The sequence below is a fragment of the Bacillus sp. K2I17 genome (genome assembly GCF_002209985.1).
Taxonomy (GTDB): Bacteria; Bacillota; Bacilli; order Bacillales; family Bacillaceae_G; genus Bacillus_A; species Bacillus_A wiedmannii.
In genome coordinates, this window is the sequence record NZ_NJGF01000001.1 from 472,567 (window position 1) to 486,956 (window position 14,390).

16 protein-coding genes are annotated in these 14,390 nt (G+C 36.0%); 6 read left to right on the forward strand and 10 right to left on the reverse strand.

Going from position 1 to position 14,390, the window contains the following annotated elements; all coding sequences use genetic code 11:
- Positions 1-4: 4 nt before the first annotated feature.
- From CER22_RS02700 to ispG, 3 genes are all read left to right on the forward strand, one after another.
- Positions 5-763, forward strand: a complete 759-nt coding sequence (locus tag CER22_RS02700; RefSeq protein ID WP_000021902.1) for a DUF1189 domain-containing protein — start codon at positions 5-7, stop codon at positions 761-763.
- A 71-nt stretch (positions 764-834) separates the two neighbouring features.
- The gene (gene yqfZ / locus CER22_RS02705; protein WP_048541536.1) at positions 835-1,200 is read left to right on the forward strand and encodes a protein YqfZ; all 366 of its coding nucleotides are present in this window, start codon (positions 835-837) and stop codon (positions 1,198-1,200) included.
- Between the two features lie 164 nt (positions 1,201-1,364).
- Positions 1,365-2,468 carry a flavodoxin-dependent (E)-4-hydroxy-3-methylbut-2-enyl-diphosphate synthase gene (ispG, locus tag CER22_RS02710; RefSeq protein WP_075308387.1) on the forward strand — a complete coding sequence of 368 codons (1,104 nt, stop codon included), beginning with the start codon at positions 1,365-1,367 and terminating at the stop codon, positions 2,466-2,468.
- A 79-nt stretch (positions 2,469-2,547) separates the two neighbouring features.
- Here ispG and CER22_RS02715 read toward each other — a convergent pair whose 3' ends face one another.
- The 4 genes from CER22_RS02715 to CER22_RS02730 all read right to left on the reverse strand — a co-directional run bounded on the left by CER22_RS02715 (position 2,548) and on the right by CER22_RS02730 (position 5,698).
- Positions 2,548-2,961 carry a Fur family transcriptional regulator gene (locus CER22_RS02715; protein WP_001054512.1) on the reverse strand — a complete coding sequence of 138 codons (414 nt, stop codon included), beginning with the start codon at positions 2,959-2,961 and terminating at the stop codon, positions 2,548-2,550.
- Between the two features lie 13 nt (positions 2,962-2,974).
- On the reverse strand, positions 2,975-3,808 hold the full coding sequence (locus tag CER22_RS02720; protein WP_088608153.1) for a metal ABC transporter permease: 834 nt from the start codon (positions 3,806-3,808) through the stop codon (positions 2,975-2,977).
- Positions 3,808-4,578, reverse strand: a complete 771-nt coding sequence (locus tag CER22_RS02725; RefSeq protein ID WP_001059648.1) for a metal ABC transporter ATP-binding protein — start codon at positions 4,576-4,578, stop codon at positions 3,808-3,810. The genes CER22_RS02720 and CER22_RS02725 overlap by 1 nt, the downstream gene beginning before the upstream one ends.
- A 241-nt stretch (positions 4,579-4,819) precedes the next feature.
- Positions 4,820-5,698: a YitT family protein gene (locus CER22_RS02730; RefSeq protein WP_000435955.1), complete on the reverse strand. Its 879-nt coding sequence runs from the start codon at positions 5,696-5,698 to the stop codon at positions 4,820-4,822.
- A gap of 149 nt (positions 5,699-5,847) precedes the next feature.
- Here CER22_RS02730 and CER22_RS02735 point away from each other — a divergent pair, with 149 nt between their 5' ends.
- The gene (locus CER22_RS02735) at positions 5,848-6,102 is read left to right on the forward strand and encodes a DUF2624 domain-containing protein (RefSeq protein ID WP_001048965.1); all 255 of its coding nucleotides are present in this window, start codon (positions 5,848-5,850) and stop codon (positions 6,100-6,102) included.
- A 26-nt stretch (positions 6,103-6,128) separates the two neighbouring features.
- Here the strand turns inward: CER22_RS02735 and CER22_RS02740 are convergent, their stop codons facing one another.
- Together CER22_RS02740 and CER22_RS02745 are read right to left on the reverse strand one after the other, a co-directional pair.
- A complete protein-coding gene (locus CER22_RS02740) occupies positions 6,129-7,025 on the reverse strand; it encodes a deoxyribonuclease IV (RefSeq protein ID WP_088064422.1) in 897 nt (298 codons plus the stop codon).
- A 190-nt stretch (positions 7,026-7,215) separates the two neighbouring features.
- Entirely contained in the window at positions 7,216-8,526 is a 1,311-nt protein-coding gene (locus CER22_RS02745) for a DEAD/DEAH box helicase (protein WP_088608154.1), read from the reverse strand.
- Between the two features lie 180 nt (positions 8,527-8,706).
- On the opposite strand from CER22_RS02745, the gene vrrA reads away from it, so the two are divergent.
- Positions 8,707-9,447, forward strand: a complete 741-nt coding sequence (vrrA, locus tag CER22_RS02750; protein ID WP_088064423.1) for a VrrA/YqfQ family protein — start codon at positions 8,707-8,709, stop codon at positions 9,445-9,447.
- 89 nt (positions 9,448-9,536) lie between these two features.
- Positions 9,537-10,487: a 4-hydroxy-3-methylbut-2-enyl diphosphate reductase gene (locus tag CER22_RS02755; protein ID WP_087985254.1), complete on the forward strand. Its 951-nt coding sequence runs from the start codon at positions 9,537-9,539 to the stop codon at positions 10,485-10,487.
- Between the two features lie 38 nt (positions 10,488-10,525).
- On the opposite strand, the gene CER22_RS02760 is transcribed toward CER22_RS02755, so the two are convergent.
- The 4 genes from CER22_RS02760 to rpoD form a co-directional block, all read right to left on the reverse strand.
- Positions 10,526-11,647: a Nif3-like dinuclear metal center hexameric protein gene (locus CER22_RS02760; protein WP_088608155.1), complete on the reverse strand. Its 1,122-nt coding sequence runs from the start codon at positions 11,645-11,647 to the stop codon at positions 10,526-10,528.
- Positions 11,644-12,351 carry a tRNA (adenine(22)-N(1))-methyltransferase gene (locus tag CER22_RS02765; protein ID WP_088608156.1) on the reverse strand — a complete coding sequence of 236 codons (708 nt, stop codon included), beginning with the start codon at positions 12,349-12,351 and terminating at the stop codon, positions 11,644-11,646. The genes CER22_RS02760 and CER22_RS02765 overlap by 4 nt, the downstream gene beginning before the upstream one ends.
- 165 nt (positions 12,352-12,516) lie before the next feature.
- A complete protein-coding gene (gene cccA, locus CER22_RS02770; RefSeq protein WP_000828145.1) occupies positions 12,517-12,873 on the reverse strand; it encodes a cytochrome c550 in 357 nt (118 codons plus the stop codon).
- Between the two features lie 385 nt (positions 12,874-13,258).
- Positions 13,259-14,386 (reverse strand): RNA polymerase sigma factor RpoD, encoded by a 1,128-nt coding sequence (rpoD, locus tag CER22_RS02775; RefSeq protein WP_000764061.1) that lies wholly within the window; start codon positions 14,384-14,386, stop codon positions 13,259-13,261.
- Positions 14,387-14,390: the final 4 nt, after the last annotated feature.

Below are 14,390 nucleotides of genomic sequence, written 5' to 3' on the forward strand. Positions count from 1 at the left end.
ATCTATGTCCATATTTACCCAATTAGCAAAAAGCGTATATTCGCCTAAAGATATGGCGTTATTCCGTTTTCAAAAAATCGGAAAAACCATTTTGTATATTATGCTACTTTGTCTAATCACTACTATTCCAAGAACATTCTTTTACGGCAGCTTTATTCAAGATAGTGTTACCATGGTAAATCAAGCAATTGAAAAAGATTTACCTGATTTTAAAATCGAAAACGGTGAACTAAAAGCAGATATTGAACAACCTATTCTAAAGGAAGAAGGAGATGCTCTTTTCGTATTTGATCCCAATACAACAGATATAGAAACATATCAAAACAAAACTGGTTTATTTATTTTAAAAGATAAAGTAGTTTCTATAGGAAATGGTCAAACACAAACATACTCCTATAATGATTTATTAGGGACATCTCTTGAGAAGAAAGACTTGCAAGATTTCATTTCTGTATTCGATAGTATTTATCCAATTTTACTAGCTGTTATCGGCGTGTTAGTATATCTATTCCAATTGTTTATTACTTTCTTAGGAATTACTTTACTTGCGTTTATAGGTTCTGCTATGAGTGGTCAACGTAAATTATCTTATAAGCAAGTATGGACGTTAACTGCATACAGCTACACAATTCCAACAATCTTCTTTATGATTATGGATCTATTCAAAATTGTTGTACCTGGTTCAACATTCATTTATATCGCAGTTGTTTTAATTGTTCTTTACTTAACGATTAAAGAAGTTCCAAAACCGAAAGAAAAATAAAAACGAAAAAATGCCTAAATAGGCATTTTTTTTTTGGACAAGCATATATTCCTAGCAAAGGAGTGAAGAATATGAAAAGATTAGGTATATTCTTATTCGTGCTTGTTCTTGGTTATATATTTTATTACGATATAAAAATCGGCACTTTACCGATGTTAAGTTCATATAAAAAAACAACCGCTGCCCAAACGATAAAGCAAGAAAATACAGATACAAAACAAAAGAAAGAGAACAAAGCAGAAAAAGAAACAGATGTAACTTATAAAACAATCGAAGTCAAAACAGGTGAGACAGTTCTTTCTATTACCGAACAAATTAATAAGAAAAAAATCCCTTCCATTGAAAAGGTAATTGATGACTTTAAACAACTAAACAAAAGTACATCTGCTACAAAAATACAAATTGGAAAGTCTTATAAATTCCCGTTATATCAATGAGCAATCACTTAATCCTTGTCAATTACATAAAGGCGCTGATACAATAGTAAAAGTGAAACCGAGCACTTCGGTTTCTATAGCCCTGTATCACGTATACTTTCATTGATATGAGGGACTAAATAAGAAACTTCTTTTATAAGGAGAGCGATCTATTCGTGAATGAAATGACTCATCGTACAAAAACACGTCCAGTTAAAGTCGGTAATTTAACAATTGGCGGTAATAATGAATTAATTATACAAAGTATGACAACAACAAAAACACATGATGTTGAAGCAACAGTTGCTGAAATTAAACGTTTAGAAGAAGCTGGCTGTCAAGTCGTCCGTGTTGCTGTTCCAGACGAACGCGCAGCAAATGCTATTGCTGATATTAAAAAACAAATCAACATTCCACTTGTTGCTGATATTCATTTTGATTATCGTCTTGCTTTAAAAGCAATTGAAGGTGGCATTGATAAAGTACGTATCAATCCAGGTAACATTGGTCGTCGCCATAAAGTAGAAGCTGTTGTAAATGCAGCAAAAGAACGCGGTATTCCAATCCGTATCGGTGTAAACGCAGGTTCATTAGAACGTCACATTTTAGAAAAGTACGGATACCCAACTGCAGATGGTATGGTCGAGAGCGCCCTACATCACATTAAAATTTTAGAGGATTTAGATTTCCACGATATTATCGTATCTATGAAAGCCTCTGATGTTAACTTAGCAATTGAAGCATATGAAAAAGCTGCTCGTGCTTTTGATTACCCATTACATTTAGGTATTACAGAATCCGGAACATTATTTGCCGGAACTGTAAAAAGTGCCGCTGGTCTTGGCGCAATCTTAAATAAGGGCATCGGAAATACACTACGCATTTCATTAAGTGCTGACCCAGTTGAAGAAGTAAAAGTTGCGCGTGAACTATTAAAGTCATTCGGTCTTGCATCTAATGCAGCAACACTTATTTCTTGTCCAACTTGTGGTCGTATTGAAATTGATTTAATTAGCATCGCTAACGAGGTGGAAGAATACATCTCTACACTAAAAGTACCAATTAAAGTTGCAGTACTTGGTTGCGCTGTAAACGGTCCTGGTGAAGCTCGTGAAGCTGATATCGGTATTGCCGGTGCACGTGGAGAAGGATTATTATTCCGTAAAGGGCAAGTTGTTCGTAAAGTACCAGAAGAAATAATGGTAGAAGAACTGAAAAAAGAAATTGATGTAATTGCTGCTGAAATGGCTGCTGAACGAGAAAAAGAAAAAGAAACACAAGAACAATAAAAAGAAGGTTGCCACAATATTTGTGGGCAACCTTCTTTTTTACGTAAAAAAGCTCGTCAGTTATGTAACCGACGAGTTCTTATTTTGCACATTTTGGACAACGGCCATATATTTCAAACTTATGACCGGTTACTTCATAACCGTTAAAATCTTTATTCATAAAATCCATCGGGCAGGAAGTAATCTCTTTCGTTCCCCCGCAATCTAAACAAATAAAATGATGATGATGTTCCATAATAGAACATGTAAAACGAAAATGTTTTTCACCATTTAATTCCGTTTGTTCTAAAACACCGATTTCAGCAAACACCGTTAAGTTACGATAAATCGTATCAAAGCTAAGACCTGGATAATCATCCTTCATATGCTCTAAAACGTCTTTCGCCGTTAAATAACGATTGTGAGCTGCAAATAACCTGAGCATTTCTTCCCTTTTCCCCGTATGTTTGTATCCTTTATCTTTCATTAGGCGTAAAGCTTCTGTTAGATTCATATCTATCCCTACTTTATGCAGTTTTTTTCTTTTTCCATAAAATCGCACCAATTAAAATAAGAACTGCTATCATAACAATTGTACCACCTGGTGCTAGATCAAGTTGATATGAAGCAAACATTCCACCAATTACTGAAATTTCACCAAATAAAATGGAAAAGAAAATTGTTTGTTTAAATCCATTTGCAATACGAATACTTGCTGCAACTGGTAACGTCATTAATGATGATACGAGGAGAACCCCTACTACACGCATTGATACTGCAATAACAAGAGCAACCAATATAATGAAAATAAAGTGAATCCACTTTGCACTCAAACCGGTTGATACAGCATATTCCTCATCAAACGATAGTAAAAATAACTCTTTGTATAATAAAGTGATCGTTACAATAACAACAATTGCTACAATGCCGATGATTATTAAATCCGTACTTGTTACAGCACTTACACTCCCAAATAAATAACTAAATAAATCAGTGTTAAATCCATTTGCAAGTGATATAAAAATAACCCCAATCCCCATTCCTGCTGAAAGAATAATCGGAATTGCTAATTCTTGATAATGTTTATATACAGTACGTAATTTTTCAATTAGTAACGCCCCACCAATAGAAAAAATCATTCCCATATATAACGGATTTAAAAATCCTCCTGTGAAAATTGTTTTTTCTAGTAGTAAACTTGCAGCAATACCCGATAATGTCACGTGACTTAAAGCATCCGCAATAAGCGACATTCGGCGAATGACAACAAATACACCGATAAGCGGCGCAACAAGTCCTATTAAAATCCCTGCATATAAAGAGTTCCGTAAAAAGTCATATTGTAAAAAATCTTGTATCATTATATCCTCCCGTGATGCTCATGCTCGTGTTCTAAACGATGAACATGATGTCCATATAAGACGGACATTTCTGCATCTTCTAACTCTCGGAACTTCTCTACATTTCCATGGAAATGTAGATGTTGGTTTAAGCATGCAACATGTGTTACCTTCTCTGTAACAGCTCCCATATCATGAGTAACGAGAATTAATGTGATTCCTAACCTTTTGTTTAAATCCTCTAATATCTCATAAAAACTTTCTACATTCTTCACATCGATTCCAACAGTGGGCTCGTCCAAAATAAGTAATTCAGGATCACTAACGAGCGCACGAGCAATAAATACACGCTGTTGTTGTCCACCAGAAAGTTCTCCGATATTGCGCCCTTGAAACGCACTCATCCCTACATCAGCAATCGCTTTTTCTACCTTTTCCTTATCGTTTTTCGTGAAAAAGCGAAACAGCCCTTTTTTCGAAACGAGTCCCATTGATACAACTTCAAAAACAGTGGCCGGAAAACCAGAATTAAAGCTATTTGCCTTTTGCGACACATAACCGACTTTGTTCCATTCTTTAAACTTCTTACTGTCAACACCAAACAAACGAATACTTCCCTGTTTTGGCTTTAAAACGCCTAATAAACATTTTAGCAAAGTAGATTTCCCAGAACCATTTGGCCCAACTAAACCTAAAAAAGCTCCCTTCGGAACTTGCAAATTAATATCTTCTAACACATTTCGATCTTCATATCGAAATGACAATCCTTCTATTTCTAATATATTATTCATAGCATCTCACCTATTTTAATTCAGAATGATTCCGATTTATATCTATTTGAATTATAGTACAGCTTATTATAGTTGTAAACCAATCTGCCTAAAATATATCAATTTTTTCAAGAAACCTTACTATTATAACAAAAAGCAGAGAAAAATTCTCTGCTTCCGAAAAATATTCCTATAAAATGAAACCTTAATCAGATGAGGCCATCCCCTAACGATTGGCGAGGGTTTTTACTGGATAAATTTTCTAGTGGATAGCCGATTTAAACTTGCCACCATTTGTCTCTTGTGTATTCATAATCGTAACAAACGCATTCGCATCAATTTCATACACAATTGATTTTAACTTCGTCACTTCCAGACGCGTTACAACTGCATAAATAACTTCTTTTTCTTTATCCGTGTAACCGCCTTTCGCTACAAGCTTTGTAGTTCCACGACCAAGACGATGCAAAATCGCATTTGATACTTCCTCATATTGATCCGATACAATTAAAACTGCTTTCGTTTCATCTAAACCTTGAATGACTGTATCAATTGTTTTGAATGCGATATAGTACGTCATAACAGAATACATAGCTTGTTCAACACCAAATACAAATGCTGCCCATGCAAAAATGAATAAGTTCACAAACATTACAAATTCGCCAACAGAGAAAGGTAATTTTTTCGTTAATAAAATACCCATAATTTCTGTTCCGTCCATTGATCCACCATGGCGAATAACGAGCCCTACACCAATACCTAAAATAAGACCACCAAACACTGTTGCTAAAATCGGCTCTGTTGTAAATGGCGGAACAGCATGTAACGTTGATTCAATAAACGCTAAAGCTACAATACCGAACGCCGAAGATAACATGAACGTTTTCCCGATTTGCTTATAACCTGAATACATAAATGGGATATTGAGAATAACGACTAAAGTAGAGAAACTTAACCACCAAATATTAGGAGTAAGATAATCTAATATAAGAGAAATACCAATAATTCCACCATCAATAATTTTATTTGGCATTAAAAATAGTTCAATCGCTACCGCTGCGCATGCTGCCCCAAAAATAATCATAACTAAACGATAAATAAGATGGATAACACTTTCTTTTCGATGTTGCTTTTGTTCCATAGGTCCTCCTTATACTCTTTTTCTATAGTTTTGTCCTTATATTATAACATACGCTTCTTTTTCTCATGGAAAAAGAAACTCTATACGAATATGTACAAGCTACGTACTCATATATTTCGATAGAAGAACGTGTGAAGGAGGATAACTCGATGAACCTCATTAAACAACTTGTAAATAAAAAATTAAATCATATTTCTACAAAAGAGTTATTGAAATATAGTAAAGAATATGAAGTTTCTATTACGACTGCACAAGCGGATCAAATTGTTTTACTTATGAAAGGAAAGAATATTAACATTTACGATAATGACGAACGGCTAGAGCTCTTAAAACAAATAGCAAAAGTAACCTCCCCTGCTACTGCCCAACAAGTAAATACTTTATTTCAGCAACTACTAAAATAAGGAGGGGAAAATCCCCTCCTTATTGCTTATTGCGCTTTAATTTTCTCAAGAATTCCTTCATCAAAAGTACCATTTTTCAGCATTTCGATTTCTAATTTATATGGTGGCTTCTTATCTTTTTTATCTTCACCTACATATGGCGTTTCAAGAATTTTTGGTACGTGCATTAACTGCGGATGATGCACAATATGATGTAACGCTTTATAACCGATATGACCGAAGCCGATATTTTCATGACGGTCCTTTCCTGCGCCGCATACATTTTTACTATCATTAATATGAAGTACTTGCAAACGATCCATACCAACAATCTTATCAAATTTATTTAATACGCCGTCAAAATCATTTACAATATCATATCCTGCATCGTGCGTATGACACGTATCAAAGCATACTGATAATTTTTCATTATATTTTACACCATCAATAATCTTTGCAATTTCTTCAAAGCTACGACCGCATTCTGTTCCTTTTCCTGCCATCGTTTCTAACGCAATGTTAACCGTCTGCTCTGGCATTAATACTTCATTAAGCCCTTTAATAATTTGTTGAATACCAGCATCCGCTCCTGCACCAACGTGCGCACCTGGGTGAAGAACGATTTGTTTCGCTACACCTAATGCCGATGTTCTTTCAATTTCCATGCGAAGGAAGTCTACACCTAATTGGAATGTTTCTGGCTTCGTCGTATTCCCAAGATTAATAATATATGGCGCATGTACGATAATTTCCTCAATACCGTTTAGTTCCATATGTTTTCTTCCTGCTTCTATGTTCAATTCTTCAATTGGTTTTCTTCGTGTATTTTGCGGTGCACCTGTATAAATCATAAACGTCGTTGCACCGTATGAAACAGCCTCTTCACTTGCTGCTAATAACATTTTCTTACCACTCATAGAAACATGAGATCCAATCTTTAACATACAATCACCTCTTCAATATACAATAGATATAATGATAGCATAATTTGTAGAAATATGTAGCGAATTGTTTGTTCCTAAAACACTACGCAAATTGTAACTAGCTACACCGAAACTTTAATCAGTGTTTTTTCATTCCCCACCGATTATTATCCCGCAAATATCCGGATAAAAAAAGATAAGGGGGCTCCCCTTATCTTTTTTTATTGCTATATTTTTTCTTCACTTTATCACGTTCTGTTGCAAGTTTACGTTTATAGTTTGGTTTTACTTTTTTCGGCTTTTTAATAACTTTCGTTGCCATAACATCAAGTTCATCATTTGGTTTTTTACGGCTCTTACGACGACGACGTTCACCTAAATCCGCCCACTCATCTCCGCGTAACTCTACATGCTTGAACTCAATATGACGTTGTTTTTCTAAACTATCTAACGCTTCTTCGTTTGCTGGATCATAAATCGTCACTGCAATACCTGAATGCCCCGCACGTGCTGTTCTTCCAACGCGGTGAACGAAGAAATCTAAATCTGATGGAAGTTCGTAGTTAATAACATGACTAATTCCTTCAATATCAATACCACGTGCTGCTAAATCAGTTGCAACAATATATTGGAATTCAAGATCACGAATTTGTTTCATCATTTTTTTACGATCACGCGGTGATAAATCTCCGTGAATTCGTCCAACTTTTAAGCCACGTTCCATTAATCCGTCAGCAACCTGATCCGCCATCTTCTTCGTATTCGTGAAAACAACTGCTAAATACGGTTTAAATTGTAGCAACATTTTTTTCACTAAATCGATTTTGTTACGATGTTTAGAAGGTACTAAATAATGCTCAATATTCCCAGCCGCAACTTGTTTTGGATTGATATGAATATGCTCTGGATTCTCCATATATTTCTTCAGAAACGGTTTTAGTTTTTGAGGAATTGTTGCAGAGAAAACTAGCATTTGCAGGTTTCTAGGCATGCGTGATGCAATTTTGTCTACATCATGAATGAATCCCATATCAAGCATTAAGTCTGCTTCATCGACAATAATAGTATTTGCTTTATGAACAAATAATGCTTGTGCTTCCACTAAATCTTTAATACGTCCTGGTGTTCCAACTACAATATGAGGTTGTTTTTTCAACTTTTCAATTGATCGTTGTTTATCAGTTCCACCAATTAAACAACGTGCTGTAATCATTTGATCTTCCGCACAAAACTTTGTTAATTTCACGATTTCTTCGTAAATTTGTTGTGCTAACTCACGAGTAGGCGCTGTAATAACAAGTTGTACTTCTTCACGACTTGCATTAATTCTGTTCAATGTAGGAAGTAAGTATGCATGTGTTTTCCCAGAACCTGTTTGGGATTGTCCAATTACACTTACACCTTTTTTCACGACCGGGAAAATTTTCTTTTGAATTCCTGTCGGCTCTGTAAAGCGTAGTTCACGAACTGCATCTATTAAAAATGGTTTAAAATCATACTGTGTAAAAGTTTGTTGTGTCATAAGTTACACCTTCTTTCTAAATTTCTACTGCGCGCACAAATCAGCCAAGTCTACATTATATCGAAATCTACAAGTAAAATCCATCTTTAGTTTAGGTTTTTACTTCAAAAACTAACCTTCTTCCCTCTTATTGCATATTGTATGTGTATATACCTAACTGAAGAAAGGAGGATTTCTCACATGTTTCCAAAATCCCATACAAGGCAAATGTATCCGAATCAAGGACAGCAACCTTATACACCATATCCAATTCCACAACTACCACCGATGGCACAAAAAAAGAAAGGGTTCCTTGCTAAACTCTTTAAAAAACACGATCCAACCGAGCCTTTCATGCAAATGGTTCCACCTTATCGACAAATGGATGGACCGCCGCCAATGATGCACCAGCAACCGCCGCCCCAATATCAACAACAATACCAATACCAATACCAACAACAATACCCGCAGCAATACTCACAACAATATCAACCATACATGCAGCAACACCCAGAGCAAATGATTCCCCCTCAAATGTATGAATCAAATGAAACGCGCGGCGGTGCAGCAACTACAGCAGCATCAAGTAGCGGCATCGGCAGTTTTTTTGCAAATTTAATTTCGAATCCAACTAATATGATAAACAATATTGAAAAAGTATCCCAAGTCGTTCAATCTGTAAGCCCTGTCGTCGAACAGTACGGTCCTATTATGCGTAACCTACCAAGCATTGTTAAAATCCTCACCTCTGGAAAAAGTACGGAAGAAGATCCAACTAAAAATCCAACTGAAGACATAACAGAAAAGGTTGAGGTAGCAACTCCGCCTCCTCCACAAAAAAAAAGAAAAAGAAAAAAAATAGTGATTGAGCCTGTCATAGAAAAAGAATTACGAGAGGAGCCTGTTCAAAAAATAGCAACAAAACCAAAACTATATGTGTAACAATCCTTTGTTTTCTATCCATTCCTCCTTTATAATGTAAAAGACTATGCACAAAAGTATCCCTTGTTTAGAAGGAGAGGATTACTCATATGAAAATTGTTAAAATTTCCCCTCGTGGTTATTGCTACGGTGTTGTGGACGCGATGGTTATTGCACGTAACGCCGCATTAGATACATCATTACCAAGACCTATTTATATTTTAGGTATGATTGTTCACAACAAACATGTAACAGATGCATTCGAAGAAGATGGCATCATTACATTAGACGGTCCAAGTCGATTAGAAATTTTAGATAAAATCGATTCTGGTACTGTTATTTTCACTGCACACGGTGTTTCTCCAGAAGTTAAACAACGTGCAAAAGAAAAAGGTTTAACGACAATCGATGCCACTTGTCCAGATGTTACAAAAACACATGACCTTATTGAAGCAAAGAAAGCTGAAGGTTACCATGTCATTTATATCGGCAAAAAAAATCATCCAGAACCAGAAGGTGCAGTTGGTATTGCACCTGACATCGTTCACCTTATCGAAAGAGCTGATGATTTAAAAACATTAGAAATTCCAACAGATAAAATTTTAGTTACAAATCAAACAACGATGAGCCAATGGGATGTTCAACATTTAATGGAGGACATTCAGAAGAAATTCCCAACAGCAGAATTCCATAAGGAAATTTGTTTAGCAACTCAAGTTCGCCAAGAAGCTGTCGCTAAACAAGCTGATGTTGCAGACTTAACAATTGTTGTCGGTGATCCGAAAAGTAACAACTCAAACCGTTTAGCACAAGTATCACAAGAAATCGCTGGTACGAAAGCATACCGCGTTGCAGACGTAAGTGAGATTAAATTAGAGTGGCTACAAGGTGTAGAAAACGTAGCTGTTACAGCAGGTGCTTCTACTCCAACTCCAATTACAAAAGAAGTTATCGCTTTCTTAGATCAATATGATCCAATGAATCCCGCTACATGGGAGAGAGTTCGAAAAGTACCATTACAAAAAATATTGCCTCGTGTAAAAGTGAAAAAAGAACAATAATAAAAACCGTTGCCTATAAGCAACGGTTTTTATTTTTCTTATACAAATGTAAATGGATCTGTATGTAATTGCGAAGCATGAATGTGTACATTGAGTTTCTTGTCATCCAATTTTTCTTGTAATTGCTTTTGTACACCTTGCTTCATTACTTTTTCAACGTTATGTCCTGGGTCAACTATATTTAAACCGAGCATCATCGCATCATGAGCAACATGATAATACATGTCACCTGTTACATATACATCCGCTCCTTTAAATTTAGCTTGATTGATGTATTTGTTACCATCGCCACCAAGTACAGCTACTTTGCGCACTTTATCATTTAAATCCCCAACAACTCGTGCACCCTTTACATCTAATGATTTCTTTACATGTTCCGCAAACTGTCCAAGTGTCATTTCTTCTTGTAAATATCCTATTTTTCCAAGCCCTAATGTTTCACCTTTGTTATCAAGTGGATACACATCATATGCTACTTCTTCATATGGATGTGCCGTTACCATTGCTTTAATCACTTTTCGCTGTAGTGAAGCTGGAATTATCGTTTCGATTCGCACTTCTTCTACGCGTTCTAACTGCCCAGTTTCCCCGATATAAGGATTTGTTCCCTCTTGAGGTACAAACGTACCTGTACCCTCGCTATTAAACGTACAGTGGCTATAATTGCCGATATGACCAGCACCTGCGTCTCCTAATGCTTTTCGTACTTCTTCTGCATGAGTTACTGGCACAAACACAACAACTTTTTTCATTTCTTCTGCATATGTCGGTGCCAAAACTTCTGTATTTTGCAATCCTAACGCCTCAGCAAGTAAATCATTTACCCCACCCTTAGCAACATCCACATTTGTATGTGCTGCATAAATGGCAATATCATTTTTAATACACGTTTCAATAATTCTTCCGTACGCTTTATCTGTATGAATTGCTTTTAACGGATTAAAAATTAAAGGGTGATGCGCAATAATGACATTCGCCCCTAATTGAATTGCTTCATCCACAACTTCCTCCGTTACATCTAACGCAATCAATACGTGTTGTACGGGTTTATTAAGCGCTCCAATTTGCAGGCCAATCTTATCTCCTTCCATCGCCAAATGCTTCGGATACATACTTTCAAATAAAGAAATAATTTCATGGCCATTTGGAATTTTACTCATGATAAAACCTCCCGTATCATTTTCATTTTCGCTTCTACTTCCGCACGCTTCGCTTTTGTTTCTTCAGAATCAGCCGCACGTTCTAACTGCTTTAAAATATTTTGGAAGTTTTTCAATTCCCCTTCCCATTTTTCAACGAAAGCTTCACCTTTTTCTTTTATTAAAAATGGTCCCATAAATAATTCCGCTTGTTTATTTTCAGAATAAGGCACCGCAACGTCTCCTCGCTCGCCTACTAAAATCTCGTAAATTTTCCCATCTTCTTTTACGATTTTTTCATGGATAAGCTCCCATCCATTCTCAATAAACCATTCACGAATGTGATGCGCTGCAATATTCGGCTGTAAAATTAAACGAGTTACCCCTTCTAATTTTTCTTTACCACTTTCTAAAATGTCACGAATTAACGCTCCGCCCATTCCAGCAACCGTAATTACATCTACTTCTCCTGGCGCGATAACAGCTAATCCATTCCCTTTACGCACATCTACTTTATCTTGTAAGCCACTTTCAGCTACAGTTGCTTGTGCAGAGCGAAATGGTCCATCTACAACCTCTCCAGCAACTGCTTTTGTAGCAATATTATTTATAATTGTATAACACGGTAAATACGCATGATCCGATCCAATATCAGCTACTGTAGATCCTACCGGTATTTCACGCACTACTTCTTCTAATCGTTTTGAAAGCTTTACTTCATTCATGTATTTCCATTACTCCTTCTCTTGTCAGTCTGTCTCCATGATAATGAATTTATAGTCGTTGTTGCAAGCCTATAAAAACAATTCACTTCTCTATCACTCATCGTATTTTAGAAAATATAGAAAAACAAGCCCTTTGCATAAGCAAAAGGCTTGTCATACGGAACTTTATTTTTTCTTCGATAACCAATCAGCTACTTTAGCGGCTTGATCAGCTGGAACTATATTTGGTGGCATATTTCCTTTTCCTTTCGAAAGAATTTCTTTAATTTCATCTTTTGAAAGTTTTCCACCAATTTTTTGTAAATTAGGTCCTACTGCCCCTTGTAACTGATCACCGTGGCAGCTCGTACAGCTTTGCTTCACAATATCCTCTGGTTTTGATGCTGTTTGTGCTGGCTTCCCGCCATTTTTTGCATCAGCTAACTCTTTAGATTTATTTAGCCCCTGAAATGAAAATACAAACATAACGATAATACCTAATGCTGCAATAAGAGCGAACGGAATCAGCGGATTACGTTTCATATCTCTTCTCCCCCCTCTATACCCCTAAATAGTTAGATGATTCAGTCATTTCCATTGTACTTGAAAACGCTCTATCAGAAAAGAGTAAACTACTAATCGTTAAAAATATTCCATAAATTCAGTTTATTGTTTTTTATTGTTATATCGCTTATTATTTCGATAATTATTAACGTTTCTCATCATATTTTTCACTTTTCTACATATATTTTTGTATAGAATACACAAAATTAATCGAAAAATCGAAAAATGAGCATTTGCAAATCAAAAGACAATTCTGTAAAATAAATTACAAGAAATTGTAATCGTTGCTGATAGCTAAAGTTTAACAAAAGTTAACAAAATAAAAAAGTTTACTTCACAAAGGTGAAGTAAACTTAAAGGTAGCCTATTCTAAGAAATCCTTAAGACGCTTACTACGGCTTGGATGTCTTAATTTACGAAGTGCTTTTGCTTCAATTTGACGGATACGTTCTCTCGTTACGCCGAATACTTTCCCAACTTCTTCAAGCGTACGAGTTCGTCCATCATCTAAACCAAAACGAAGACGTAGAACATTTTCTTCACGATCTGTTAGTGTATCTAACACATCTTCTAATTGTTCTTTTAGCAATTCATACGCTGCATGGTCCGCAGGCGATGTTGCTTCTTGGTCTTCAATAAAATCACCTAAATGGGAGTCATCTTCTTCACCGATCGGTGTTTCAAGAGAAACTGGCTCCTGTGCAATTTTTAAGATTTCGCGTACTTTTTCTGGAGCAAGATCCATTTCTTCACCAATCTCTTCAGGAGATGGTTCGCGTCCTAAATCTTGTAGTAATTGACGTTGTACACGAATTAACTTATTAATCGTTTCAACCATATGAACTGGGATACGAATTGTTCGTGCTTGGTCTGCAATCGCACGTGTAATCGCTTGGCGAATCCACCAAGTTGCATACGTACTAAATTTGAAACCTTTACGATAATCGAACTTTTCAACCGCTTTAATTAGACCCATATTCCCTTCTTGGATTAAGTCTAAGAAAAGCATACCACGGCCCACGTAGCGCTTTGCAATACTTACTACAAGACGTAAGTTTGCTTCTGCAAGACGACGTTTCGCTTCTTCATCGCCTTCTTCAATACGCGTTGCAAGTCGAATTTCTTCTTCTGCAGATAGTAAATCTACACGACCAATTTCTTTTAAATACATACGAACGGGATCATTGATTTTAACCCCAGGTGGTACACTTAAATCATTAAGGTCAAATTCTTCTTCCGCTTTTGTAATTTGGCGATTATTAGGACCTTCGTCGTTATCATTGTCACCAACTAAGTCAATCCCTTGTTCACCTAAATATTCATAGTATTCATCCATTTGATCGGATTCAATTTCAAATCCATTCATGCGTTCTGCAATCTCTTCATATGTAAGAACGCCACGTTTTTTTCCGAGCTCAGTGAGTTGTTCTTTCACTTGCTCAAGGGTCATTTCAGTTTCAATTTGTTTAGAACGAGCTGGTTTGTCAGCCATCTGT

Excerpts from the sequence above, each read along its gene's own strand:
- CER22_RS02700 (WP_000021902.1), top strand. The coding sequence starts at position 5 with ATGTCCATATTTACCCAATTAGCAAAAAGCGTATATTCGCCTAAAGAT.
- yqfZ (WP_048541536.1), top strand. The coding sequence starts at position 835 with ATGAAAAGATTAGGTATATTCTTATTCGTGCTTGTTCTTGGTTATATA.
- ispG (WP_075308387.1), top strand. The coding sequence starts at position 1,365 with ATGACTCATCGTACAAAAACACGTCCAGTTAAAGTCGGTAATTTAACA.
- CER22_RS02715 (WP_001054512.1), bottom strand. The coding sequence starts at position 2,961 with ATGAATCTAACAGAAGCTTTACGCCTAATGAAAGATAAAGGATACAAA.
- CER22_RS02720 (WP_088608153.1), bottom strand. The coding sequence starts at position 3,808 with ATGATACAAGATTTTTTACAATATGACTTTTTACGGAACTCTTTATAT.
- CER22_RS02725 (WP_001059648.1), bottom strand. The coding sequence starts at position 4,578 with ATGAATAATATATTAGAAATAGAAGGATTGTCATTTCGATATGAAGAT.
- CER22_RS02730 (WP_000435955.1), bottom strand. The coding sequence starts at position 5,698 with ATGGAACAAAAGCAACATCGAAAAGAAAGTGTTATCCATCTTATTTAT.
- CER22_RS02735 (WP_001048965.1), top strand. The coding sequence starts at position 5,848 with ATGAACCTCATTAAACAACTTGTAAATAAAAAATTAAATCATATTTCT.
- CER22_RS02740 (WP_088064422.1), bottom strand. The coding sequence starts at position 7,025 with ATGTTAAAGATTGGATCTCATGTTTCTATGAGTGGTAAGAAAATGTTA.
- CER22_RS02745 (WP_088608154.1), bottom strand. The coding sequence starts at position 8,526 with ATGACACAACAAACTTTTACACAGTATGATTTTAAACCATTTTTAATA.
- vrrA (WP_088064423.1), top strand. The coding sequence starts at position 8,707 with ATGTTTCCAAAATCCCATACAAGGCAAATGTATCCGAATCAAGGACAG.
- CER22_RS02755 (WP_087985254.1), top strand. The coding sequence starts at position 9,537 with ATGAAAATTGTTAAAATTTCCCCTCGTGGTTATTGCTACGGTGTTGTG.
- CER22_RS02760 (WP_088608155.1), bottom strand. The coding sequence starts at position 11,647 with ATGAGTAAAATTCCAAATGGCCATGAAATTATTTCTTTATTTGAAAGT.
- CER22_RS02765 (WP_088608156.1), bottom strand. The coding sequence starts at position 12,351 with ATGAATGAAGTAAAGCTTTCAAAACGATTAGAAGAAGTAGTGCGTGAA.
- cccA (WP_000828145.1), bottom strand. The coding sequence starts at position 12,873 with ATGAAACGTAATCCGCTGATTCCGTTCGCTCTTATTGCAGCATTAGGT.
- rpoD (WP_000764061.1), bottom strand. The coding sequence starts at position 14,386 with ATGGCTGACAAACCAGCTCGTTCTAAACAAATTGAAACTGAAATGACC.